Source organism: Caulobacter sp. CCUG 60055 (assembly GCF_022750545.1).
Taxonomy (GTDB): Bacteria; Pseudomonadota; Alphaproteobacteria; order Caulobacterales; family Caulobacteraceae; genus PUIC01.
In genome coordinates this window covers 95,072-118,884 of the sequence record NZ_PUIC01000002.1, presented here as the reverse complement: position 1 = coordinate 118,884, position 23,813 = coordinate 95,072, and the positions used below count along the sequence as shown (strand labels likewise).

The 23,813-nt window shown below is 69.9% G+C and carries 18 protein-coding genes; 15 read left to right on the top strand and 3 right to left on the bottom strand.

Going from position 1 to position 23,813, the window contains the following annotated elements; all coding sequences use genetic code 11:
- Positions 1–21 precede the first annotated feature (21 nt).
- The 5 genes from tssK to C5708_RS04335 are packed head-to-tail and all read left to right on the top strand — an operon-like array spanning position 22 to position 7,505.
- On the top strand, positions 22–1,365 hold the full coding sequence (gene tssK, locus C5708_RS04355) for a type VI secretion system baseplate subunit TssK (RefSeq protein ID WP_242918253.1): 1,344 nt from the start codon (positions 22–24) through the stop codon (positions 1,363–1,365).
- A complete protein-coding gene (icmH, locus tag C5708_RS04350; RefSeq protein ID WP_242918246.1) occupies positions 1,362–2,774 on the top strand; it encodes a type IVB secretion system protein IcmH/DotU in 1,413 nt (470 codons plus the stop codon). Before tssK ends, icmH begins: the two co-directional genes overlap by 4 nt.
- A gap of 7 nt (positions 2,775–2,781) precedes the next feature.
- Positions 2,782–6,222, top strand: coding sequence for a type VI secretion system membrane subunit TssM (gene tssM, locus C5708_RS04345; RefSeq protein ID WP_242918244.1), 3,441 nt, complete (start codon positions 2,782–2,784; stop codon positions 6,220–6,222).
- Positions 6,204–6,755, top strand: coding sequence for a type VI secretion system-associated protein TagF (tagF, locus tag C5708_RS04340; protein ID WP_242918242.1), 552 nt, complete (start codon positions 6,204–6,206; stop codon positions 6,753–6,755). The genes tssM and tagF overlap by 19 nt, the downstream gene beginning before the upstream one ends.
- A 9-nt stretch (positions 6,756–6,764) precedes the next feature.
- Positions 6,765–7,505 (top strand): protein phosphatase 2C domain-containing protein, encoded by a 741-nt coding sequence (locus C5708_RS04335; protein ID WP_242918240.1) that lies wholly within the window; start codon positions 6,765–6,767, stop codon positions 7,503–7,505.
- 22 nt (positions 7,506–7,527) lie between these two features.
- Here the strand turns inward: C5708_RS04335 and tagH are convergent, their stop codons facing one another.
- Genes tagH through tssI form a run of 3 tightly spaced genes read right to left on the bottom strand, consistent with a single transcriptional unit; the run spans position 7,528 to position 11,446 of the window.
- On the bottom strand, positions 7,528–8,919 hold the full coding sequence (gene tagH / locus C5708_RS04330) for a type VI secretion system-associated FHA domain protein TagH (RefSeq protein ID WP_242918237.1): 1,392 nt from the start codon (positions 8,917–8,919) through the stop codon (positions 7,528–7,530).
- The gene (locus C5708_RS04325) at positions 8,916–9,473 is read right to left on the bottom strand and encodes a hypothetical protein (RefSeq protein WP_242918235.1); all 558 of its coding nucleotides are present in this window, start codon (positions 9,471–9,473) and stop codon (positions 8,916–8,918) included. Before C5708_RS04325 ends, tagH begins: the two co-directional genes overlap by 4 nt.
- A gap of 8 nt (positions 9,474–9,481) precedes the next feature.
- The gene (gene tssI, locus C5708_RS04320; protein WP_242918233.1) at positions 9,482–11,446 is read right to left on the bottom strand and encodes a type VI secretion system tip protein TssI/VgrG; all 1,965 of its coding nucleotides are present in this window, start codon (positions 11,444–11,446) and stop codon (positions 9,482–9,484) included.
- Positions 11,447–11,641: 195 nt separating this feature from the next.
- On the opposite strand from tssI, the gene tssA reads away from it, so the two are divergent.
- The 10 genes from tssA (at position 11,642) to C5708_RS04270 (ending at position 23,729) form a co-directional block, all read left to right on the top strand.
- Positions 11,642–12,652, top strand: a complete 1,011-nt coding sequence (gene tssA, locus C5708_RS04315) for a type VI secretion system protein TssA (protein ID WP_242918231.1) — start codon at positions 11,642–11,644, stop codon at positions 12,650–12,652.
- A gap of 90 nt (positions 12,653–12,742) precedes the next feature.
- Positions 12,743–13,267, top strand: coding sequence for a type VI secretion system contractile sheath small subunit (tssB, locus tag C5708_RS04310; protein WP_242918229.1), 525 nt, complete (start codon positions 12,743–12,745; stop codon positions 13,265–13,267).
- Between the two features lie 46 nt (positions 13,268–13,313).
- Positions 13,314–14,807: a type VI secretion system contractile sheath large subunit gene (gene tssC, locus C5708_RS04305; protein ID WP_242918227.1), complete on the top strand. Its 1,494-nt coding sequence runs from the start codon at positions 13,314–13,316 to the stop codon at positions 14,805–14,807.
- A gap of 39 nt (positions 14,808–14,846) precedes the next feature.
- Positions 14,847–15,329, top strand: a complete 483-nt coding sequence (locus C5708_RS04300) for a type VI secretion system tube protein Hcp (RefSeq protein ID WP_242918225.1) — start codon at positions 14,847–14,849, stop codon at positions 15,327–15,329.
- Positions 15,330–15,376: 47 nt separating this feature from the next.
- Entirely contained in the window at positions 15,377–16,165 is a 789-nt protein-coding gene (locus C5708_RS19410) for a type VI secretion system accessory protein TagJ (protein WP_278253769.1), read from the top strand.
- 3 nt (positions 16,166–16,168) lie between these two features.
- Positions 16,169–16,699, top strand: a complete 531-nt coding sequence (gene tssE, locus C5708_RS04290; RefSeq protein WP_242918223.1) for a type VI secretion system baseplate subunit TssE — start codon at positions 16,169–16,171, stop codon at positions 16,697–16,699.
- Between the two features lie 4 nt (positions 16,700–16,703).
- The gene (gene tssF, locus C5708_RS04285; protein ID WP_242918221.1) at positions 16,704–18,569 is read left to right on the top strand and encodes a type VI secretion system baseplate subunit TssF; all 1,866 of its coding nucleotides are present in this window, start codon (positions 16,704–16,706) and stop codon (positions 18,567–18,569) included.
- Positions 18,569–19,576, top strand: coding sequence for a type VI secretion system baseplate subunit TssG (gene tssG / locus C5708_RS04280; RefSeq protein WP_242918219.1), 1,008 nt, complete (start codon positions 18,569–18,571; stop codon positions 19,574–19,576). The genes tssF and tssG overlap by 1 nt, the downstream gene beginning before the upstream one ends.
- A complete protein-coding gene (gene tssH, locus C5708_RS04275; RefSeq protein WP_242918217.1) occupies positions 19,573–22,266 on the top strand; it encodes a type VI secretion system ATPase TssH in 2,694 nt (897 codons plus the stop codon). Before tssG ends, tssH begins: the two co-directional genes overlap by 4 nt.
- Positions 22,266–23,729, top strand: a complete 1,464-nt coding sequence (locus tag C5708_RS04270; protein WP_242918215.1) for a class I SAM-dependent methyltransferase — start codon at positions 22,266–22,268, stop codon at positions 23,727–23,729. Before tssH ends, C5708_RS04270 begins: the two co-directional genes overlap by 1 nt.
- Positions 23,730–23,813 lie beyond the last annotated feature (84 nt).

Sequence of the window (23,813 nt, the reverse complement as noted above, 5' to 3'; positions counted from 1 at the left end):
AGGGCTCGTTGAGGGAAGCGTATGCAAAGCGACAGCAGAGTCGCCTGGCGCGAAGGCCTCTTCCTTCGGCAGCAGCATTTTCAACAGCAAGATCGCTATCTCGAAGCGTTGGTGTCGGCGCGCGCCAACACCTTGCGGCCCTATCCCTGGGGCGTCTCCGAGCTCAAGCTAAACGCCGACCTCGCGGCCCTGGGCAAGTTCGGCGTCGAGCAGATGGTCGGGGTCCTGCCTGACGGCCTGCCGTTCTCGATCCCCGGCGACCTGCCGCCGCCGCCGCCGCTCGACGTGCCGGCCGACGCCCGCGACGTGGTCATCTATCTGACCCTGCCCGCCCGGCAGGCGGGGGCGGTGGAGTTCAAGAGCCGCGCCGAGCGCGGCGCGGGGACCGTGCGCTATCTCGTCGACGAGGAGGACGTCGCCGACGCCTTCTCCGACGAGCGCGGCCAGGAGCCCATCGAGGTCGCCCGCCCCAACCTCAGCTTCGGCGTCACCCAGGACCAGACCTACGGCCGGGTGCTGCTGGGCCTCGCGCGCATCCGCGAGGTCCACAACGGCGCCCTGGTCTTCGACGAACGCTACATCCCGCCGTGCCTGGACATCCGGGCCAGCCGCCGCCTGACCGGCTTTCTCACCGACATCATCGGCCGCGCCGCCCAGCGGGTGGACGAACTGGCGTTGCGGGCGGTCGAGGCCACCGACGGCGGGGCTGAGACCTTCGCCAGCTTCCTGCTTCTCCAGGCGCTGAACCGCTGGGTCAGCCAGCTGCGCCACCTGGCGGCGCTGCCGGCGGTGCATCCCGAGCGCCTGTACGAGACCTTCGTCGGCATGGCCGGCGAGCTCTGCACCCTCACCCGGCCCGACCGCCGGCCGCCGCCGTTCCCGGACTATGTGCACGAGCGCCTGCAACCGACCTTCGAGCCGGTGTTCGAGGTCCTGCAAGCCTCGCTGTCGGCGGTGTTCGACCGGTCGGCCATGCAGATGCCGCTGCAGATGGCCGGGCCGGGCGCCTACACCTCGCGGATCACCGACCACAATCTCTACAAGACCGGCTACTTCTATCTGGCGGTCAACGCCCGCGCCTCGCTGGACGACATCCGCGGACGCTTCCCCGCCGTCGCCAAGATCGGCGCGGTGCAGAAGATGCGCGAGATCGTCGATTCCGCCCTGCCAGGCGTGCCGCTGCGCCACACGCCGACCCCGCCGCCGCAGCTGCGGGTGATCCCGGGCTACGTCTATTTCGAGCTCGACCGCTCGGCTCCCGACTGGCGGGACTTCGCCAACGCCGCCGCCCTCGGCCTGCATGTCGCGGGCGAGTGGCCTGAACTGAAACTCGAGCTCTGGTGCGTCAAAGGGAACGGCCGATGACCGACAGCGAGGACGAGAAGAACCCGAACAAGACGGTTTTTCGACCGTCTCCGCTGCAAGGCCTCCGCAGCCCGCCCCCGCCGCAGTCGCCGCCGGCCAGCCCGGCCTTCATTCCCGCCGAATCGACGCACTTCACGCCGTCGCCCTCCTCGTCTCCCGCCCCGGCCTTCGCGCCGCCGCCCCCGCACCGCGCCGTCGCCACCGACGACGACATCCCCCTGCCGCCGACCGCCCCGCGCTCGCGCAACCCGATGATGATGGCCGCGGCCCCGGTGCTGTCGCTCATCGTCGGCGTCCGGTCCGGCCGCGTGCAGATCACCCTGCCCGAACTGCACCAGAAGGCCTCGGCCGCGACGGCCGCCTTCGACCAGGCCCTCTCGGCCGCCGGCTACGACCAGGAAAGCCGGCAGCGGGCCCGCTACGCCGTCTGCGCCACCATCGACGACATCGCCCAGAATCTGCCCGGCCAGGCCGCCGACGGCGCCGAATGGGCCCGGCGCAGCCTGGTGGTCCAGGCCTTCAACGAAAACATTGGCGGCGACCGCTTCTGGCGGCTGCTGGAGGAGATGCTGGCGCGGCCGGCCGAGTACGCCAACCTCATCGAGCTCTACCACGCCTGCCTGGCCGCCGGTTTCGAGGGCCGCTACCGCGTCGCGCCCGACGGCAAGCGGCGTCTGCACGAGATCATGACCAGCGTCTACGCGGCGCTGGACCATACCCGGTCGCTGTCGCAGACCGAGCTGTCGCCGCGTTGGCGGGGCCAGCCGACGCCGGCCTGGCGGGTCAGCTTCTGGGCCACCCTGGCCCTGGCCGGGGCGATCGCCCTGGCCGTGCTGCTGGCGGTGTTCATCCTGTTCCGGGTGGTGCTGATGCAGACGGGCCAGCCCTCGATCGCCGCCTTGCGGGCGATCAATCCCGGCCAGCCGCTGCGCATGTCCCGCGCCGCCGCGCCGCCGCCGGCGCCGACCAGCACCCAGCTCCAGCGCATCCAGACCTTCCTGGCCCCCGAGATCGCCCAGCATCTGGTCGCGGTGGAGCAGGACAGCAAGTCGATCCGGGTGCGCACCACCGTCGGCCAGTTGTTCAAGTCCGGCTCGGACAAGCTCGAACCCGGCCGCGAGACGCTGTTCCAGCGCATCGGCGCCGCCATCCAGGCCGAGCGCGGCGCGGTGCGGGTCGAGGGCCACGCCGACGCCGACCGCCTGGCCAGCATCACCTTCCCGGACAATTTCGCGCTGTCCAAGGCGCGGGCCGAGACGGCCGCCGCCATCGTGCGCAGCCAGCTGACCGACCAGAGCCGCGTCAGCATCGAGGGCTTCGGCGACAGCCAGCCGATCGCTCCCAACACCGACGCGACCGGCAAGGCGCTCAATCGCCGGGTCGAAATCGTCATTCCGCGCGGCGAATAGGCGAACAATGAAGCGCTTCTTCCTGAACTGGTGGCTGCTTACCGGCCTCGCGGCGATCCTCGTCGCGGTGCTGCTGGTCTTCGTCCTGCCGCTCGTCGCGCCCTTCATGCGGCCGTGGTGGGTGCGGGTCCTGGTCGTGGCGCTGATCGCCGCGACCTGGGGCGTCTTCGCGATCCTGCGGGCGATCAAGGCCCGGCGGGCCGCCGCCGAGATCGCCAGGGAGCTGGCCGCCGCCAATCCCGGCGACGCCGAGGCCGAGGCCCTGTCCGGCCGGATGCGCTCGGCCCTGGCCGGCCTGAAGACCGCGACCGGCGACAAGCGCGACTATCTCTACGCCCGTCCCTGGTACGTCATCATCGGCCCGCCGGGGGCCGGCAAGACCACGGCCCTGCTCAAGTCGGGCGTGCAGTTCCCGTTCTCCGACGCCGCGCTCAAGGGCGTCGGCGGCACGCGCAATCTCGATTTCTGGTTCGCCGACGAGGCCGTGCTGGTCGACACCGCCGGCCGCTACACCACCCAGACCTCGGACGCGTCGGTCGACCAGCAGGGCTGGGACAGCTTCCTGAAGCTGTTGCGCCGCACCCGGCCGCTGCAGCCGATCAACGGCGTGCTGGTCGCCATCGGCCTCGACGAGATCCTCAATTCCGACCGCGCCCGGCTCGACGACCACGCCGCCGCCGTCCGCCGCCGCCTGGCCGAACTGCGCCGCACGCTGGAAGTCTCCGCTCCGGTCTATCTGCTGTTCACCAAGGCCGACCTGCTGGCCGGCTTCAGCGAGTTCTTCGACGACCTCGACGTCGAGGGCCGGCGGGCCATCCTCGGCGCCACCCTGCCGCTGGGCGCGCCGGTCGGGCTCGACGCTCTGCTGGCCGAGTTCGACGGCGTGGTCCAGGCGCTGGCCGACCGCGTCGCCAAGCGCCTGCAGGAAGAAGGCGACCCGCGCCGCCGCAGCCTGATCCTCGGCTTCCCCTCGCAGGTGGCCTCGCTTCGCGCGCGCCTCGCCCGCTTCGTCGAAGGAGCCCTGACGGCCGACCAGGACACCCCGCCGATGGTGCGGGGCTTCTACTTCACCAGCGGCGTCCAGGAAGGCGCGCCGCTCGACCGCATCCTGGGCGGCGTGGCGGCGGTCTACGACGCCCCGCAGACGGCGCGCGGCGGCCAGGGCGGCCAGGGCGGCCGCGCCTACTTCCTCAACCGCCTGCTCAAGGAAGTGATCTTCGCCGAGGCGGGCCTGGTGCAGAGCGACCCCAAGGCGCGGGCCCGGCGGCGCACGGCCCTGATCGCCGGCGTGGCCGGCGTGGCGGCGGTCTCGGCGGCGATCATCGCCCTGTGGACGGTCAGCTTCGTGCGCAACCACGCTTTGCAGAACCAGCTGCTGACCGGCTCGCAGAACGTCGGAACCGAGGTGCGCGAAACCGGCGTCGACCTGGTGGAGGTGCGCGACAGCGACCCCGACCTGGAACAGTCCCTGTCCCTGCTCCGCGCCCTGCACGACCTGCCGCGCGGCTATGGGGACCAGGCCAAGGGCGGGACGCCGCTGACCATGGGCTTCGGCCTGTTCCAGGGCGGCCACGCCAAGGCGGCCAAGCAGGCCTATCTGGAATCCCTGCAACGCATCCTGTTGCCGCGCATCCTGCTGCGCCTCGAACACTACATGCAGGCTCACGCCCAGGAGCCGCTCAAGATCTACGAGCCGCTCAAGGTCTATCTGATGCTGGGCGGCCAGGGGCCGCTCGATCCCAAGGCGGTCAAGGCCTGGGTCACCGACGACTGGGCCGAGAACGCCCTGCCGGGCGCCGACCGGGCCAAGGTGCGCGAGGAGCTCGCCGGCCACCTGGACGCCCTGCTGGCCGATCCGCAGCTGGGCCGGGTCTGGCCCGGCCGCGAGGCCCCGCTGGACGGGGCGCTGATCGAATCCGCCCGCGCCTCGGTGCAGACCCTGTCCCTGGCCGACCGCGCCTACGCCATCCTGCGCCAGAAGGCGGCGGCGACCGACGAGGCCGACTGGCGCGCCGACTCGGTGCTGGCCAGCGGCGACCGCCAGGCCTTCCTGAACGGCGACGCGGTCATGCAGCTGACCGTGCCCTACTTCTTCACCAGCAAGGGCTTCGAGCGCGCCTACCAGCCCGGCCTGCAGACCGTGGCCGCCGACCTCGAGAAGGACCTGTGGGTGATGGGCGGCGACGCCGACAAGGCCGCGATCCGCGGGCAGATCGCCCAGGTCAAGCCGGGCGTGGCGGCCCTGTACGCCAAGGAATACATCGCCGCCTGGGACAGCGTGGTTCAGAGCCTGAAGCCGGCCGACTACTTCACCAATCCCGCCGCCCTGGGCGCCTTCACCCGCGCGCCCTCGCCGCTGAAGGTGCTGCTGCTGGAGGTGCGCAAGAACACCACGTTCAGCAAGCCGGCGATCAAGGTCCCGAGCAAGTTCCAGAAACTGGCCAAGGCCGCCGACGCCGCCATGGATTCCGGCGGGGTCGACGCTGGCAAGACCATCTCCGACTACTTCCGCCCGCTGACCGACTATGTCGGCGACGGCAAGGGCGCGGCGCCGGTCGACGACTTCCTGGCCGCCGTGAAACAGGCCGCCTCGGCCAACATGGCCGCGGGCGTGGCCGGCGGCGGCCTCGGCGGCGTCTCCGCCCAGGGACAGCTGGCCAGCGCCCTGGGCCAGGTGGCGACCTCCGGCGTCACCGCGCCGGCCCAACTTCAGGGCTTCGTGGCGGCGGCCACCCAGAGCGGCAAGGGCGCGGCGGTGTCTTCGGCCCAGAACGCCATCGGCCAGGAATACGCCGCCAACCTGTCGGGCGCCTGCCGGGGCGCCAGCGACAACCGCTATCCGTTCTACGGCGCGGCCCAGAACGATGCGACGGCGGCGGACATGATGCGGATCTTCGGCCTCAACGGCCAGTTCGACAGCTTCGTGCACGACCGCCTGCAGGCGCTGCTGGTCACCTCGGGTCCCGTCTGGCGCTGGCGCACGGAAGACCCGGTGGCCGCCGCGCTCGATCCGGCCAGCGCCGAGCAGTTCCAGAAGGCCGGGCAGATCCGCGACCTGCTGACCTCCGGCCTGCCGATCAAGGTCGAGGCGGCCGGCTTCGGCGGCGCCGTGACCGCCGCCGAATTCTCGGCCGGCGGCGCGACCTACCGCTTCGAGCCCAACACCGTCGGGGCCAAGCCGGTGATGTGGGCGCCGTCCAACCTGCCCGAGGCCCATGTGGTCCTCTATTCCGGAACCACGGAGGTGCGCCGCTTCGACGGCCAGGGGGTCTGGGCGCTGTTCCGGCTGATGGACGCCGCCCAGAAGGAGAACGCGGGTCCCAACGCGGTCAAGGCGACCTTCGGCCAGGGCGCGCAGTTCTTCGCCCTCAAGATAACCCTGCCCTCGGACAAGAACCCGTTCGGCCGTGGGGGGCTGTGGTCCTTCCGATGCCCGTCCAAGCTCTGAGCCTCCAGGCCTTCGCCTTCGGCAAGCTGCCGACCCACGGCGACTTCGTCGCCCGGGGGCTGCCGGCCGCCGAGCGCGAGGCCTGGGACGCCTGGTCGAGCGCCGGCCTCCAGGCGGCGCGGGAGACGCTCGGCGAAGCGTTCGAGGCCCGCCACGACGCCGCCCGCCCCCTGCGCTTCGCCTTCGGGCCCGGCCCGTTCGGAACCGGTTGGCGCGCCGGGGTCGTCGCCGCCTCGATCGACACGGCCGGCCGGCGTTTCGTCATCGTGCTCGGCGCCCGCGCGGCCGGCGCGCTGCCCCCCGACGGGGTCGGCGGCGCGGTCGCCGAGACGGCCGAGGAGGCCGTCTACCGCGCCTTCGAAACCGCCGCCGACATCGACGCGGCCGTCTTGAGCGCGCAAGATGACTTTCAGACAATGGAATCAATTGCCGAGTCAGAAAGTGAAGGACGTTTCTGGCTGCCGGATTCGTCGCTCGATATAGTTGCCTGCCAGCCGCCCGCCGACCTGATAACTCGGGTCATGACCCTATAGGAGCTGCTTATGGACGACGGGAGTTTGCGGTTCCACGACGCCACCCTGACCCATCCCGGGAAAGTGCGCAGCGACAACGAAGACCACGTGCTGGCGCGCCCGGACCAGGGCCTGTGGGCGGTGGCCGACGGCATGGGCGGGCACGCGCACGGCAAGTGGTCGTCCAAGACCATCACCACGGCGCTGGAGGCCGCGGTGCTGCCGGGGGAGTTCGAGGAAGCCGCCGCCGCCGCCGCCGCCGCCGTGCATCAGGCCAACGAACGCATCTGGGCCCGGTCGGCCAGCCATCCGATGGGCTCGACCGTGGTGGCGCTCCTGCTGCGCGGCAATCGCTTCGCGGTGTTCTGGGCCGGCGACAGCCGCTGCTATCTGTTGCGGGCCGGCACGCTCTACCAGCTCACCGTCGACCACTCCCAGGTCCAGGACATGGTGACGGCCGGCCGGCTGACCCCCGAGGAGGCCGAGAACCACCCGATGGCCCACGTGCTGTCGCGGGCCGTGGGAGTGAGCCCCACTCTGGAGCTGGACGCGGTGTCGGACGAGGCCAGGGTCGGCGACGTGTTCCTGCTGTGCAGCGACGGCCTCACCCGCACCATTCCCGACGCCGAACTGGCCACCGTGCTCGCGCGCGGCAACCCGGCCGAGACGGCCGACCAGCTGGTCGCCACCTGCCTGGACCGCGGCGCTCCCGACAATGTCAGCGTCGTGGTGGTCAATTGCGACGAGACCACCTTGCTGGCCCTGGCCTAGCCGGCCGCCGGGCGGCCGGGCCTCACCGCTCGCTCCTGGCCTTCATCTCGCCGGCTATGCGCTCGTAGGCCTCGCGGAACTCCTTGGCGAAGACCTCCATGAAGGCTTCGTCGGATCCCTTGTTCACCCCCTCGAACTCGCGCTCATAGGCCTGCCACAGGGTGGCGGCGCGCGCGCCGGGCACGATCTTGGACAACAGGCCCGTGGTCTCGGCCCGCGCCCGGATCGCCGCCGGCGAGAAACGGTCCAGGGTGGCCGCCAGGGCGCCCTGCATCGCCGTCAGGGTGGCCAGTTGGTGGGCCTGCAGGTCGCGGAAGGCGTCCTCGACAGCGCGATCCGCCGGCATGAATCCCCGGTCGGGCTGGTTGAGCATCTGGGCCAGGGCCCGCTCGGCCGAACGGGCGAACTTCAGCGGATTGTTGCCGTCGAACTCCAGGCTGGTGTTCTGGGCCCCCATCTGGGCCTTGGCCCGGGCGCGCGCCTCCATCATCACCACCATGCCGCCGACCAGGCGGCGGAGCAGCGCGCCGGCGGCGGCGAACGCTTCCGGACGCGAGCCTTGCAAGTCGTCGGGCCGGAGGCCGGCGCCCTGCAGGAAGGCGCTCCATTCGGCGCCGTCCGAGGCCTGCGCGGGCGGCGAGGCGGGACGGGCCGCCCGTTGCGGCGGGGCGGGCGGCGGCGGCGATGGGGACGGAGCGCCCCAGGCGGCGGCGGGCGGCGAGGCGGGCGCGGCGTCCTGGAAGGCGGGCGCCGGCGAGCCGAAGCCGCCCCGCGCCCAGTCGACCTCGTTGGTGGCGGCGAGTTGGCCCCAGACGTCGATCGCCGACGGCGGGGCTGCGGCCGGCGGCTCGCTCGACCAGGCCGAGGGCGGATCGCCCGGCGGCGGGGCCGAAACCCAGGCCGAAGACGGGGGCGGCGGGGGCGGCTCGACACGCGGCGCGGCCCAGGCGCTGGACGCCGACCCCAGGCCGCTGATCGCCGCGCGGGGGGCGGGCTGGTCCCATTTCGACGGATCGACGCCGACCGGTTCGCGGCCGGCATGGCTGTCCCATCCGCCCCAGGCCGGCGGCGCGGCTTCGGAGGCGTCCTGCCGCACCGCGCCGTCAAGGCGGGCCTCGATCTCGTAGTGGCCGATCAGGATGACGTCGCCGTCGGCGATGGGATGCGGCGCGGCCAGCCGCGAGGGCGAGCGGTTGACGAAGGTGCCGTTGGTGCTGCGGTCGACCAGCCAGTAGGCCCCTTCGCGGTATTCGATCTCGCAGTGGGCTGAGGAGATGTAGCTGCGCCGGTCGGGCAGGCACCAGTCCATGTGCGGAGAGCGGCCGATGCGCGCGCCATGCCGGTCCAGCGTCAGGCGGGCGGCCTCGCCATTCTCCAACTGGTCGAGGCTCTTGATGGTCAGGACAAGCATCATGAACGAGCGGTCTCACCCCCCTTGGCCAGTTCGTCGCCGAGCGCCAGAGCGTCGCGCAGCCCCTCCTGGCGGCGGCCGCTGCGGGTCGCCGCGGTCAGCACCGCCCCGGCCGCGAACTTGCCCGCCGCGTCCTTGGGCGCCGGCAACGGCGCGAGGTCGGCCGGCGCCAGCGATCCGCCGGAAAAGAACACCGCCAGGGCGCACATGCGATGGGGGCTGGCGTCGCCCGCCCCGGCCGCGGCGTCGAAGGCCGCCCGTCGGCGAAGCTCGCTAGGGTCCTGCAACCACAGCAAGGCCGCCTTCAGCGCCTGGGCGTCGCCCTCCGGCGCATCGACCGGGGCCAGCCGGCGCACCGACTGGGCCGCCCAGGCCACCGCCTCGAACCGGGGCAGCGCCTGGCCCAGGAACAGCGCCGCGTCGTCGTCGCGCCCCTCGGCGCGCAGGCGGTCGAAGGCCGCCTCCGGCGGTTCGGCGTCGTGCTTCGACGCCGGCCAGCCCAGAATCGCGGCGACCTGGCCGGCCTCGGTCCATTTCACCTGCTTCCAGCGTCTCATCGGCGGTCCTAGTTGATCTTGACGATGCCGCCCTTGACCGTGGTCATGGCCGAACCCGTGACCTCGGCCATCGCGCCTTTGGCCTGGTGCAGGACCTGGGCCTCGCCGGTGATCGTCATCGCCTTGAGCGTGATGCTGGAGGGATCGATCACCACGGTGCTCGACCCGACCTTGAGCGTGATGCTCTGCATGGCCTCGATCGTCACCGCGCCCTTGTCGACCTTGAGGCTGTAGTTGCCCGACCGCACGGTGGCGGCGTCGTCCTTCTCGATGGTGGTGGTGCGCTTGCCCTTGCTGACCTCGTGGGTCTCGTCGCCGGTCTCGACGGTGACGGTCTCGTGCTGCTTGATCGCGGTGACGCGGTCGCGGCCGACGCGGGTCTTGCGATCGCGCTGCACGGTCAGGGTGTCGTCGAGCATGACGTCGCGCACCATCTCGCGCTGGGCGTGGATGTAGATCTCCTCGGAGCCGCCCTTGTCCTCGAGCCGGATCTCGTTGAAGCCCTTGCTGTTCTTGGGCGGCGGCTTCTCGGCCCCGCTGTAGTCGCCCGACTGTCCGATGGTCTGGGTGCGCCAGAGCGAGCGGGTCTTCTGGGCCGGCAGGTCGTAGGTGTGCTTGCGCCCGCCGTTGTACACGCGGCCGGTGATGATCGGATGGTCCGGGTCGCCGTTGAGGAAGTCGACGATGACCTCCTGCCCCACCCGCGGCAGGTCGACATTGCCGAAGCCCTCACCGGCCGAATGGTGCGACACGCGCATCCAACACGAGGTCTTGCCCGGCTGGTCGGGCGAGCGGTCCCAGTGGAAGCGGACCTTCACCCTGCCCCACTGGTCGACATAGACCACCTCGCCGGCCGGGCCGGTGACGGTGGCGGTCTCAACGCCGTTGGAGATGGGCTTGGGCGTGACCAGCGGCGGCCGGAACAAGGTGCTGCTGGGGATGGCCACCACGTTGACGCGTCGCGCCTGGCGGTCGTCGCCGCTGCGATGGCTCTCGGCCTCGATGAAGTGGTTCACGCCGATGATCAGGTATTCCTGATTGAAGCGGTCGACGGCGGCCTCGGTCAGGGTGAACAGGCCGCCGCAGGCCAAGCCCAGCACGTCGCCGCCGCCGCTGTAGAGCCGGCGCGGCGCGCGGCTGGCGGCCAGGCGCGACTGGCCCCGGGTCGTCCCGACCCCGTGGTCGGTGAAGTCGCCGAGATACTCGTACACCTCCAGCCCGTCGCCGGGGTGCTGGCCGGCGCCCTGACTGGCGGCCTCGACCGGGTCCTGGGGCTTGGTGAAGTCGAAGCTGCGCAGGGTGATGTTGGCCTGGCTGACCGAGCTGACCCGCTCGTACCATTCCGACAGGGTGTCGGGGATGGCGTCCTCGTCGCCCGCGACCGGCAGCAGCCGGATGCTTTCAAAGCCCGGCTCGGCCTGATGGGCCGACTTCCCGTCGCAGAGGATCAGCTTGTGCGCCGCTTCTTCGTGACGGAAATAATAATAGATGCCCTCGTCCTCGAACAGCCGCGACAGGAAGTTGAAGTCGCTCTCCTTGTACTGGACGCAATACTCACGCGGCTTGTAGGTGGCGGTCAGCTTGTCGAACTCGACATCCTTCATGCCGACGTCGGAAAACACCTGCTTGGCGATGTCGACGACGGTCTTATCCTGGAATATCCGATAGTTTCGGTTGTGCTTCAGCAGCGATAGCCATGGCTTGACCAGCAGGCGGTAATGCGCGCCGTTGATGTCGTGCCTGATGAGCGAAGCCTCGATCAGCCGGCCGTGGAAGTAACGGACGTGCTCCATCTCCTCGCCGACGTCGAGCGAGACCGGCTTGCCGAGATGGGGCAGGAAATCGATCTCGTCGATAGAAAAGCCTTCGACGACGATTTCAAACGGTTCGCTCAAGCGCTCGATGGATTCGAAACGCTCAAGGTTAAGCTTAGCCGCACCAAGAGCGACAGATATCGTCGCTTGCCGATCCATCAGTCGCTCCTGTGACTATGGGCGAAACCTACGACCACCGAACGCACATGCATAGGTGTAGCGGGGAAATTTAACACCTCAACCGGACGGACTTGCCAAAACGATTTCTTGGGCCAAACTCCGCCCGGCTCCGACGTCGCGCAGGCATGGATCGGCCGGGCGAGGGTCTGGACGGACGATGAGGGGAACCCGAACATGGCGCTTGATCTTGGCCGCCTGTTGGCCCCGGTCTCCGAGGACGATCCCACCGGCCCGGACCTCGCCTACGACCCGGCGCGCTACGAGATCGAGCAGGCCTTCGAGACCGAGGTCTCCATCGACGCCTCGGGCGTCGAGACCCAGACCGCCGACGTCGATTGGCGGAGCGTCGTCGGCCAGATCGTCGAGCAGAGCGGCCGAACCAAGGACATCTGGCTGGCCGTCTATCTGTGCCGCGCCGGGGCGGCGTCGGGCCAGCTGGAGACCGTCGAGGTCGGCGCGCAGTATCTGGCCGGGCTGCTGGAGACCTATTGGCCGGCCGTGCACCCCCAGCTCGACGAATACGGCTTCCAGGGCCGCAAGGGCCCCTGCGACTCCCTGGCCGGCGCGGCTCAGTTCATCAACCCGCTCCGCCGCCTCACCTTGCTCAATCACCCGCGCCTCGGCAGCTATTCCAGCGACGATTTCGAACGCTTCCGCACCGGCGGCGAGAACGCGGAAGGCTACGGAATGTTCCGCGCCGCGCTCGACGATCTCGGCGCGGACGCCCTCGGCGAGGTCGTCGCCCGCCTGGCGGCCATCGAGGACGGCCTGCGCCGGGCCGACCTGATCCTGACCGCCAACGCCGACGACGGCGGCGGCACCAACTTCCAGACCGCCTATGACGCGCTCGGCCAGATCCGGCGGGCGGTGCAGGCGTTCAATCCTCAGGCCGAAGCCGAGGCGACGGAACCGAACGCCTCGCCGGACGTTGAACGGCGCGACGCATCCCCGGCTTCGACGTCCGGGGGCCGCGTCGAGACGCGGGAAGACGTTCTTCGCGCCCTCGATGCGATCAGCGAGTACTATCGCCGCAAGGAACCGGGCCATCCGATCCTGACCTTGCTGCAACGTGCGCGGGAATGGGTGGGGCTGGATTTCATGGCGATCTTGGAAGACATCGCGCCGGGCAGCCTCGACGAGGTTCGCACCGTGCTCCAGTCTCGCAAACAACGGGAACAGGCGTAACTTCTCAATTGAATATCGCCACCAGCCATGCCTATGGTGGAAAAGCATCTGGTTGAGTTCTGAAATTTAAAATCATCCCGGGGGCCGACAATGGCGTCGAATAAGGGCGGTCAGCGTTTCATTAAAGAGAACCGCGCACCTCGCGTTCACATCGAATACGAGGTCGAAACCTTCGGTTCACGTCAGAAAATTGAAATTCCGTTCGTAGTCGGAGTGATGTCCGACCTGTCCGGGAAATCGACCGTCGAAAAGAAGGCGTTGGACAAGCGCGACTTCGTCGAGTTCGACATGGACAACTTCGAGCAGAAAATGGAGGCGATCGCGCCGCGCGCCGCCTTCACCGTCGACAACACCCTGACCGGCGACGGCAAGATCGGCGTCGACCTGACCTTCAAGTCGATGGAGGACTTCTCCCCCGGGCAGGTGGCCAAGAACGTCCCCGCCCTGGCCAAGCTCCTCGAAGCCCGCCAGCAGCTCAACGACCTGATGCTGTACATGGACGGCAAGGACGGCGCCCAGGACCTGCTCGACAAGGTCCTCAAGGACCCCGAGCTGATGAAGGCCCTCGCCGCCGCCAAGCCGGCGGCCGATCCGGCCAAGGACGACCAAGCCTGATTATAGCGGCCAAGACCGCGCACATACTGCCGATCAGGAGATCTTGATGGCGCAAGAAACGCTACAGCAGACGGGCGCCCCCGCGGCCGAGAGCGTCACCCTCGACGACTTCGCCTCGCTGCTGCAAAAGGAATTCAAGCCCAACACCGACGCCAAGCAGGCGCGCATCGAAGAGGCGGTCAAGACCCTCGCGCAGCAGGCGCTGGAGGACACCCGCACCATCGGGGCCGACGTCTTCTCGACCGTCGACGCCCTCAAGGCGGCGATCGACCGCAAGCTCACCGAGCAGGTCAACAAGATCATCCACAACGAGGAATTCCAGAAGCTGGAATCCGCCTGGCGCGGCCTCTGGTACCTGGTCGGCAACACCCCGACCGGCAAGGATCTCAAGATCCGCGTGCTGAACATCTCCAAGGACGAGACGCGGAAGATGCTGCGGCAGTTCCGCGACGCGGCCTGGGATCAGAGCCCGCTGTTCAAGAAGATCTACGAGAGCGAGTTCGGCCAGCTGGGCGGCCAGCCCTACGGCGCCTTCATCTGCGACTACGCCTTCGACCACACCGCGCCCGACATCGAGATCATGAAGGGCTTGTCCAAGATCGGCGCGGCGGCCCACGCCCCGTTCATCGCGGCGGCGGACTCCCAGCTCCTCGGCATGCAGAGCTGGCAGGAGCTGGCCAATCCGCGCGACCTGGCCAAGCAGTTCGAGGCCACCGACTACATGGCCTGGCGCTCGTTCCGGGCGTCGAACGACAGCCGCTACATGGCCCTGACCCTGCCGCGCTTCCTGGGCCGGCCGCTCTACGGCGCCAACAGCGAGCCGGTCGAGGAGTTCGCCTTCGAGGAGGACACCGACGGCGGCAAGCACGACAACTATCTGTGGCTCAACGCCTCCTACGCCCTGGGCGTGCGCATCACCGAGGCCTTCAAGACCTACGGCTGGTGCACCCGCATCCGCGGCGTGGAATCGGGCGGCACGGTCGAGGACCTGCCCACCGCCATGTTCCCGACCGACGACGGGGCGATGGACGCCAAGTGCCCGACCGAAATCGCCATCTCGGACCGCCGCGAGGCCGAACTGTCCAAGGCCGGCCTGATGGCGCTGGTGCACCGCAAGAACACCGACCAGGCCACCTTCATCGGCGCCCAGACCCTGCACGCGCCGAAGGCCTACGAGGACCCCGACGCCACGGCCAGCGCCAACCTGTCGGCTCGCCTGCCCTACATCTTCGCCAGCTGCCGCTTCGCCCACTACCTGAAGTGCATGGTCCGCGACTGGATCGGCAGCAACCGCGAAGCCCCGGCCCTGACCAGCGACCTGCAGTCCTGGATCATGCAGTACGTGGACATGCAGCCGGACTTCTCGACCGAAGAAGACAAGGCCCGCAAGCCCCTGAAATCCGCCTCGGTGGATGTCATCCCCGATCCCGAGAACCCAGGTTATTACCGCGGCGTCTTCCGCATGGTGCCGCACTACCAGCTTGAGGGGATGGACGTGTCGCTCAGCATGGTCTCCCGCCTGCCAAAGGGCGCGAACTAGCTGCCAACCGATAGACCACATTCGTAAGGAGAGCGCCTTATGGCCGTTGATATGTTCCTGAAGCTTGAAGGTATTTCTGGCGAGTCCAAGGACAGCACCCACAAGGGCGAAGTCGACGTCCTGGCCTGGAGCTGGGGCATGAGCAATTCGGGCACCGCCCACGCGGGCGGCGGCTCGGGCGCCGGCAAGGTCAACGTGCAGGACCTGTCGTTCACCAAGTGGGTCGACCTCGCCACCGCCCCCCTGATGCTGGCCGCCGCCAACGGCAAGCACATCAGCAAGGCCACCCTGGTGGTGCGCAAGGCCGGCGAGACGCCGCTGGAATATCTGACGATCGTCATGACCGAGGTGCTGGTCAGCTCGGTGTCGACCGGCGGCAGCGGCGGCGAGGATCGCCTGACCGAGAACGTCTCGCTGAACTTCGCCAAGGTCGAGGTCAAGTACAAGGAACAGAGCGCGGCGGGCAAGGCCGCCGGCACCGGCGACTTCAAGTGGGACATCGCCGGCAACGTCAAGTTCTAACAGGCGCGCAACCGACCGGGGGGTCTTCGGCGAAATAGAAGCAGACAATGACCGACGCCGACGACCTTCTCCGCGCTGGCGATCTCGACGGCGCGCGCCAGGCCCTGATCGACAGGGTCAAGCGCGCGCCGGACGATCAGTCCGGCCGGATGTTCCTGTTCCAGCTGTTCTGCCTGCTCGGCGAATGGGACAAGGCCAAGGCCCAGCTGCGGGCCCTGACCCAGCTGTCGCCCGAGGCGCAGATGCTGGCCGTGGCCTACAACCTCGCCATCGATTCCGAAATTCAGCGCGAGGCCGCGTTCGCCGGCCAGGCGCCGCCGGCCCTGCTGGTCAACACCAGCGCCTGGGCGGGCGACCTCGCCGCCGCGCTCGGCGCCCTGGCCCAGGGCCGCGCCCAAGAGGCCCAGGCCGCGCGTGAGCGCGCCTTCGACGCCGCCCCCGACACCCCCGGCGCCTTCGGCGAGCAGACCTTCGAGTGGATCGCCGACGCCGACCCGCGCTTCGGCCCCGCCTTCGAGGCCGTCATTCATGGCCGCTGGGGCCTGACCCCCTTCGACGCCGTGCGCAAGATCACCAGCGACGGCCCCCAGGACCTGCGCGATCTCGTCTGGCTGCCGGTCGAGATCGAATTCAAGACCGGCCAGTCCGTCGCCGCCATCCTGCCGGCGCGCTATCCGGGAACCGCCGCATCGGGCCAGGCCGACCTGGTGCTGGCCCGCGCGACCGACTGGCGCGACGGCCCGATCGGCTCGGAGGGCGTCGGCCAGAAGCTCTGGTCGCTCGGCGATGGAGACGAGGTCGGCGTCCTGTCGCTCCGCAGCCTGACCTTCGCCTGAAGCATGGCCGCGCGGATCAACCCCACCCTGTTCGACAAGCTGGTCGCCGACCTCGACCTCGACGACGCCCGCGACGACCCCAAGATCGCTCCCGCCGAGGCCAGCCGCTCGAACATGCGGCTCTATCCGGTCCACAAGCTGGAACGCTTCAACGAGGCGGCGCTGCGCGCCACGGTCCTGCGCGAACTGAACTGGATTCTCAACACCACCAACCTGGGGGCCATTCAGGACCTCAAGCCCTATCCCGAAGTGTCGACCTCGGTGTTGAACTACGGCGTGCCCGACATGGCCGGCAAGCTGATGCAGCGCCGCGCCATCCAGAGCCGCTCGCGCGAGATCAAGGAGGCCATCCGGCGCTTCGAACCGCGTATCGACCCCCAGCGCCTGGACGTGGCGGCCAGCACCACCGACGCCAAGCCCAACGCCGTGACCTTCGTCATCCGCGGAGACGTCACCAGCGCCGTCCTGGCCCTGCCCGTGGAATTCAAGACCGACGTCGAGGTCGACACCGGCGCCGCGACCCTGCGGGAATAGCACCATGGATCCACGGCTTCTGCGGGCCTACAACGAGGAGCTGCTCTATCTCCGCGAAACCGCGCGCGAGTTCGGCGAGGAGTATGAGACGGTCGCCGGGCGGCTGGGCCTCAACACCCCGACGGATTCCGATCCCTATGTCGAGCGCCTGCTGGAGGGCGTGGCCTTCCTGGGCGCCCGGGTCCGCCTGAAGCTGCAAGACCAGTTTCCCGACTTCACCCAGCACCTGCTGAGCGCCATCCAGCCGCACTATCTGTCGCCCACGCCGTCGATGTGCGTCGCCGCCTTCGAGCCGCAGGAGGGCGACCAGGCCATCGCCACCGGCTTTCCGGTCCCCCGCCTGACCGAGATGTCGGCCACCTCGGCCGACGACGCCGCCACGCCGGTCATATTCCGCACCGGCCAGGACGTGACCCTCTGGCCGATCCGCATCACCGAGGCCGAATACCTGCCCACCCGCGCCGCGGTCGCCGCCTTCTCCGGAGCCGCCGGCGTGCGGGCCGAGGCCGGCCTGCGGCTGAAGTTCAGCGGCATGGGCGGCGTGCCGCTGTCCGCCGTCGCGCCGCCGACCCTGCCGATCTATCTCGACGGCTCGGAGATGGTGCCGGGCGAGCTCTACCGGCAGCTCATCGGCGACGGCGTGGCCGTCGTCGCCCGCTCCGCCGCATCGGCCGCCGGCGAGGCGGCGTGGGTCAAGCTGCCGCTCGCCGAGCAGCACGGCTTCGAGGAGGACTGCGCGCTGCTGCCCAACGGCCGCCGGTCGTTCAGGGGCTACCGCATCCTCTCGGAATACTTCGCCTGTCCCGAACGCTTCCTGTTCGTGCGCCTGGCCGAGCTCGGCAAGGCGTTCGCCCGCTGCGACGGCGACTGCGAAGTGGTGTTCCTGTTCAACCGGGCGGCGGCGACCCTGGCCGGCGCGGTCTCGCCGGCCAATTTCCGCCTGTTCGCCACCCCGGCCATCAACCTTTTCGAGAAGCAGATCGACCGGGTGGCGGTCAACGAGTTCGACCACGAGCACCAGCTGATCGCCGACCGCACCAAGCCGCTGGACTTCGAGATCTTCCGCGCGCTGGAGGTGACCGCCTATTCGCAGTCCAACGGCGACGCCCGTCCGGTGGCGCCGCTGCACGCCTTCGGCAGCCTGCTCTACGACTGGACCGAGGCGCTGTTCTACGTCACCCGCCTGCGCCATCGGCGGCTGTCGACCAAGGAGCAGCGGCTGCGCCGCCGCGCCGACTACCTGGGCACCGAGACCTGGATCAGCCTGGTCGCGCCGGGCGAGCCTCGGCGGCTGGACGGCGTCTACGAGCTGGCGGTGCGGGCCCTGGTCACCAACCGCGAGCTGGCCGAGACGCTGCGCCTGGCCGGCTCCACCGACTTCCGCGTCAGCGGCATCCCCGTCCGCGCCGTCACCGTCGTCCGCGCGCCGACCAAGCCGCGGCCGCCCATGGGCATCAGCGACGGCGCCTGGCGGATCATCGGGCACCTGACCCCGAACTACGCCTCGTTCGCCCTCGACAACGACGACGACCCGTCGGTCCTGCGCGACCACCTGGCGCTTTACGGGCGTATCGACGACCCGATGCTGCGCCGCCAGATCGACGGCGTGCTGGCCATCCGCTCCGAACCGGTGACGCGCCGCGTGGCCGGCCCCGGGCGCAGCGCCTTCGCCCGCGGCCAGCGGCTGCGGATCAAGCTCGACGACGCTCCGTTCGAGAACAGCCGGATGTTCCTGTTCTCGGCGGTGCTCGAACGTTTCCTGGGAGAATTCGCCACCGTCAACGCGTTCACGGAATGCACCTTCGAGAGCCCGCAGGAGGGGATCTTCGCGCAATGGCCGCCGAGAATGGGCGAACGCCGCAACATCTAGTGTTTCTCCGCCACGCGGCGAAGAAGGCGCGGCGCTACGGCCTGTTCGGCCTGCTGCGCGCGGCTGAGGCGCGCGCGCCCGGCCTGCCGCGCATCGGCGATTCCCGTCTTCCGGCCCAGAACCTCGTCGACCTCGCCCAGGTGCCGTCCCTGGCCTTTCCCGGCTCCACCCTGGAATCGATCACGGTCAAGAACGCCCGCGCCCGGGTCGAGGGCTACTGGCTGGGACTGACCGGGCCGATGGCGCCCCTGCCGCTGCACATGAGCGAGTTCGCCCACTACGAGCGGCGCTATTCCAAGAAGCACCCCTTCGGCCGCTTCCTCGACGTCCTGGCCGGGCGGATGCTGCAGTTCTTCTACCGCGCCTGGGCCGACGCCAATCCGGCCGCCAGCGCCGACCGCCCGGCCGACGACCGCTTCGCCGGCTATGTCGGGGCGGTCACGGGCGCCCTGGACGGGGTCAAGACCAACGCCGCCTTCCCCGCCCGGGCGCGGCTCTACTACGCCGGCCTCTACGCCTCGCGGCGCAGCGCCGCCGGCATCCAGGACGCCGTCGCCGACCTCGTCGGCTCTCCCGTGCGGCTGATCGAATACCGTCCGCTGTGGCGCGACATCGAGGCCGCCGACCAGACCCGGCTGGGCAGCGCCTATAGCGGGCTTGGCGTCGACGCCGTCGCCGGCCGCCGCACCAACACCGTCTCCGACGCCTTCCGCATCGCCGTCAGCGTCGACACCTTTCGCGACTACGAGAACCTGATGCCCGGCGGCCCCCGCTTCGCGGTGGTGGCCGAGGCGCTGGATTCCTTCGCCCCCTCGCACCTGGAATGGGACCTCGAGATCAAGGTCAGCGAGGCGGCCATGCGCCCCACGGCCCTGGACGGCAGGGCCCGTCTGGGCTGGACCAGTTGGATGAACCCCATCGCCGGCGGCGGTCCTCGCACCGAGACCCGCCTTGGGCCCAGCGCGCGGCGTGTCGCGCGAACCACAGCCAGAAGAGGTGTCGCATGACCGAGATCAGCCGTTCGGCCTTGTTCGGCCGCCTGAACCCTGCCGGGCTCAAGAGCATCGAGACCGCCACCGGCTTTTGCAAGATGCGGGGCAACCCGTATGTGGAGCTGGTCCACTGGATCCACATCCTGCTGCAGGACCCGCGCAACGACGTCGCCGCCATCCGCGCCCGCTTCCAGCTCGACGACGCCAAGCTCGCCCGCGACGTGGTGGCCGCCCTGGACGCCCTGCCGCGCGGCGCGACCGCGATCTCGGACTTCTCGCCCCAGATCGAGGAGGCGGTCGAGAAAGGCTGGCTCTACGCCTCGCTGATGTTCGGGGCCAGCCGCGTGCGCACCGGCCAGCTGATCTTCGGCGTCCTCAAGACCCAGACCCTGAAGAACGCGCTCTACTCGATCTCGCCCGAGTGGCGGAAGGTCCAGGTCGAGCTGCTGGGCGACGAGTTCGACGCCATCGTCGCCGGCTCGGCCGAGGTCTCCACCCAGGCCGCCGACACGCCGGCGGCCGCGGCCGACGGCGGCGAAGCCACGGGCTTGGCGGGGACCGGCGAGGCTCTGGCCAAGTATTCCGTCGACCTGACCGAAAAGGCGCGCAAGGGCGAGATCGACCGCATCGTCGGCCGCGACGCCGAGATCCGCCAGGTGATCGACATCCTGCTGCGCCGCCGGCAGAACAACCCGATCCTCACCGGCGAGGCCGGCGTCGGCAAGACCGCCGTGGTCGAGGGCTTCGCCCGCCGCATCGCCGACGGCGACGTGCCCCCGGTGCTCAAGGACGTCACCCTGCGCTCGCTCGACATCGGCCTTCTGCAGGCCGGCGCCGGGGTCAAGGGCGAGTTCGAGAAGCGCCTGCGCCAGGTGATCGACGAGGTGGAGTCCTCGGCCAAGCCGATCATCCTGTTCATCGACGAGGCCCACACCCTGATCGGCGCCGGCGGCGCGGCGGGCACGGGCGACGCGGCCAACCTGCTCAAGCCCGCCCTGGCGCGCGGCCGGCTGCGGACCATCGCCGCCACCACCTGGGCCGAGTACCGCCAGTACTTCGAGAAGGACCCGGCGCTGACCCGGCGCTTCCAGACCGTCAATGTCGGCGAGCCGGAGACCGCTGTCGCCGTGGCCATGATCCGCTCGGTCTCGCCGATGATGGAGAAGCACCACAAGATCATCGTCCTGGACGAGGCGGTCGAGGCGGCGGTGAAGCTGTCGCAACGCTATGTCCCGGCGCGGCAGCTGCCGGACAAGGCGGTCAGCCTGCTCGACACCGCATGCGCCCGCGTGGCGGTGTCGCAGCACGCCACCCCCGCGCCGGTCGAGGATCGCCGCCGCAAGATCGAGCTGCTCGACGTCGAGCTGGAGATCGCCAAGCGCGAGGCCGAGGGCCAGTACGCCGGTCACGAACGCATCGCCAAGCTGGACGAGGCCCTGGCCGAGGCCAGGGAAGCCCTGGAGAAGGTCGAGGCCAAGTGGGAGGCCGAGAAGGGGGCCATCGCCGCCGCCTTCGAGGCGCGCACGGCGCTGAGCGAGGCGGCGGCCGATCCGCAGACCGACCCGGCCGTGCTCGCCTCGCGCAAGGCCGAGCTCGACCTGGCGCTCAAGGGCGTCGCCGCCGCCCACGGCGACGACCCGATGGTGTTCGGCGAGGTCGACGCCGACGCCGTCGCCGCCGTGGTCGGCGACTGGACCGGCATCCCGGTCGGCCGCATGGTCAAGGACGAGATCGCCTCGGTGCTGACCATCGCCGACCAGCTGAAGAAGCGGGTGGTCGGCCAGGACCACGCGATGGACGCCATCGCCAAGCGCATCCAGACCAGCCGCGCCAAGCTGGACAATCCCAACAAGCCGGTGGGCGTGTTCATGCTCTGCGGCCCCTCCGGCGTCGGCAAGACCGAGACGGCGCACGCCCTGTCCGAACTGCTCTATTCCGGCGACGACAGCCTGATCGTCATCAATATGAGCGAGTTCCAGGAGGCCCACACCGTCTCGACCCTCAAGGGCGCGCCGGCCGGCTATGTCGGCTACGGCCAGGGCGGGGTGCTGACCGAGGCGGTGCGCAGGCGGCCCTATTCGGTGGTGCTGCTCGACGAGGTCGAGAAGGCCCACCCCGACGTCCACGAGATGTTCTTCCAGGTGTTCGACAAGGGCTACATGGACGACAGCGAGGGACGTCACATCGATTTCAAGAACACCCTGATCCTTCTGACCTCCAACGTCGGCACCGACCTGATCACCTCGCTGTCCGAGGACGAGGAGATGAAGCCCGAGGCCGAGGCGCTGGCCCAGACCCTGCGCCCCGAACTGCTCAAGGTGTTCCCGCCCGCCCTGCTCGGCCGCCTGATCGTGCTGCCCTACTACCCGTTGTCGCCGGCCATGCTGCAGGGGATCGTGCGCCTGCAGCTCAACCGGATCAGCAAGCGGATCGCCGAGAACCACGGCATCGTCTTCGACTACGACCCGGCGGTGGTCGACCTCATCGTCTCGCGCTGCACCGAGGTCGCCTCGGGCGGCCGGATGATCGACGCCATCCTCACCAACACCATGCTGCCGGAGCTGTCGATCGCCCTGCTCGAGCGGCAGATGGCCGGCGAACAGGTGACGAAGATCGCCGTCGGGGTCGACAACTCGTCGTTCGTCTACGCCTTCGAAACCGCCGAGAGCGCCGACGACGCGCCGCGCGAGGAAGCCGTGGCCTGATGCCCGAGACCCTCTACGACCAGGTGGCCTATCCAAGCCGGCCGTTCCAGCAGACCCATCCCCTGCGGCTGGCCCTGCCGGCGGCCCTGTTCGGCCTCGCCTACGCCCCGATGGACCGGGCGCGGGTGCTGGAAATCGGCTGCGGCGAGGGCGGCAACATCATCCCCCTCGCCCTCAGCTATCCGGGCGCGACCATCGTCGGCTTCGACCTGGCCGAGACGGCGATCGCCGCCGGCCGGCGGACGGTCGAGGCGCTGGGCCTGACCAACATCAGCCTGCGGACGCTCGACATCCTCGACGCCGGCCCGGACCTCGGCGAGTTCGACTACATCATCGTCCACGGGGTCTATTCCTGGGTGCCCGAGCCGGTGCGCGAGGGCGTCATGCGGGTCATCGGCGCCTGCCTGGCGCCCGAGGGGCTGGCCTTCGTCAGCTACAACGCCCTGCCCGGCTGCCACCTGCGGCTGCTGCTGCGCGAGATGGTCATGCACCACCTGCGCGGCCGCGAGGGGTTCGAGGCGCGGCTGGCCGGCGCGCGCGAGTTCCTGAACCTGTTCATCGCCAACGCCCCCGACAACGACCCCACCGCCTTCGCGATCAAGACCTATTGCCGGGCGATGCTGGACCGCGACCCGCGCGTGCTGTTCCACGACGAGCTGGGCCCGGTGTTCCAACCCTTCTATCTGCACGAGTTCGCCGACGAGGCCCGTCGCTGGGGCCTGGACTTCCTGGCCGAGAGCGAGGGCGTCTGGTGGCGCGAGGAGCTGTTCCCCAGCTCGCGCGGCAAGGCGGTGAACGCCGTGGTCGGGGACGATCCCGTCGCCCTGCATCAATACCTGGACTTCCTGACGGCGCGCCTGTTTCGCCAGTCGATCCTCAGCCGGACCGGGCGCTCGGTCAGCCGGAAGGTCGAGCACCGGCGCGTCCGCGGCCTGTGGGCCGCCGGCGGGGTTCGCTGTCCCGATCCGGCGCCGGACCTCGTCACCGACGCCCCGGTGCGGTTCGAGTTCGCGGGCGGGGCCGCCATCTCGCTGGAGCTGCCGGCGCTCAAACAGTCCCTGGCGGCCATCGGCCAGGCCTGGCCCGGCGCGGTGGCCGTGGCCGACCTGCCCGACCATCCCGACGTCGACGAGGGCCTGCTGCAGCTGTTCACGGCCGGGCATCTCGACCTCGCCGTCGGGCCGCCGCCGTTCGCGACCGAGCCCAGCGAACGCCCCCGCGCCAGCCCGCTGGCCCGGCTGCAGCTCGACGACGGCGAGACCATGCTCACCAGCCTGGACCACGCCATGGTGCTGTTCGAGGACGAGCCGAGCCGGCGGTTCCTGGCCCTGCTCGACGGCACCCGCACCCGTGACGACCTGACGGCGGCGATGGCCAAGGACGGCCGCGACCCGGCCGAAGTCGCCGGCCTGGTGGTCAATCAGTTGAAGGGGCTCGCGCGCATGGGGCTGCTCATCCAGTGAGCCGCGCCGCCTCGAGCCTGGATTTCGAGACGCACGGCGCTTGTCCTGCAATTACTGCTTGCAACCGCGCCTTCGCCGAGTCGA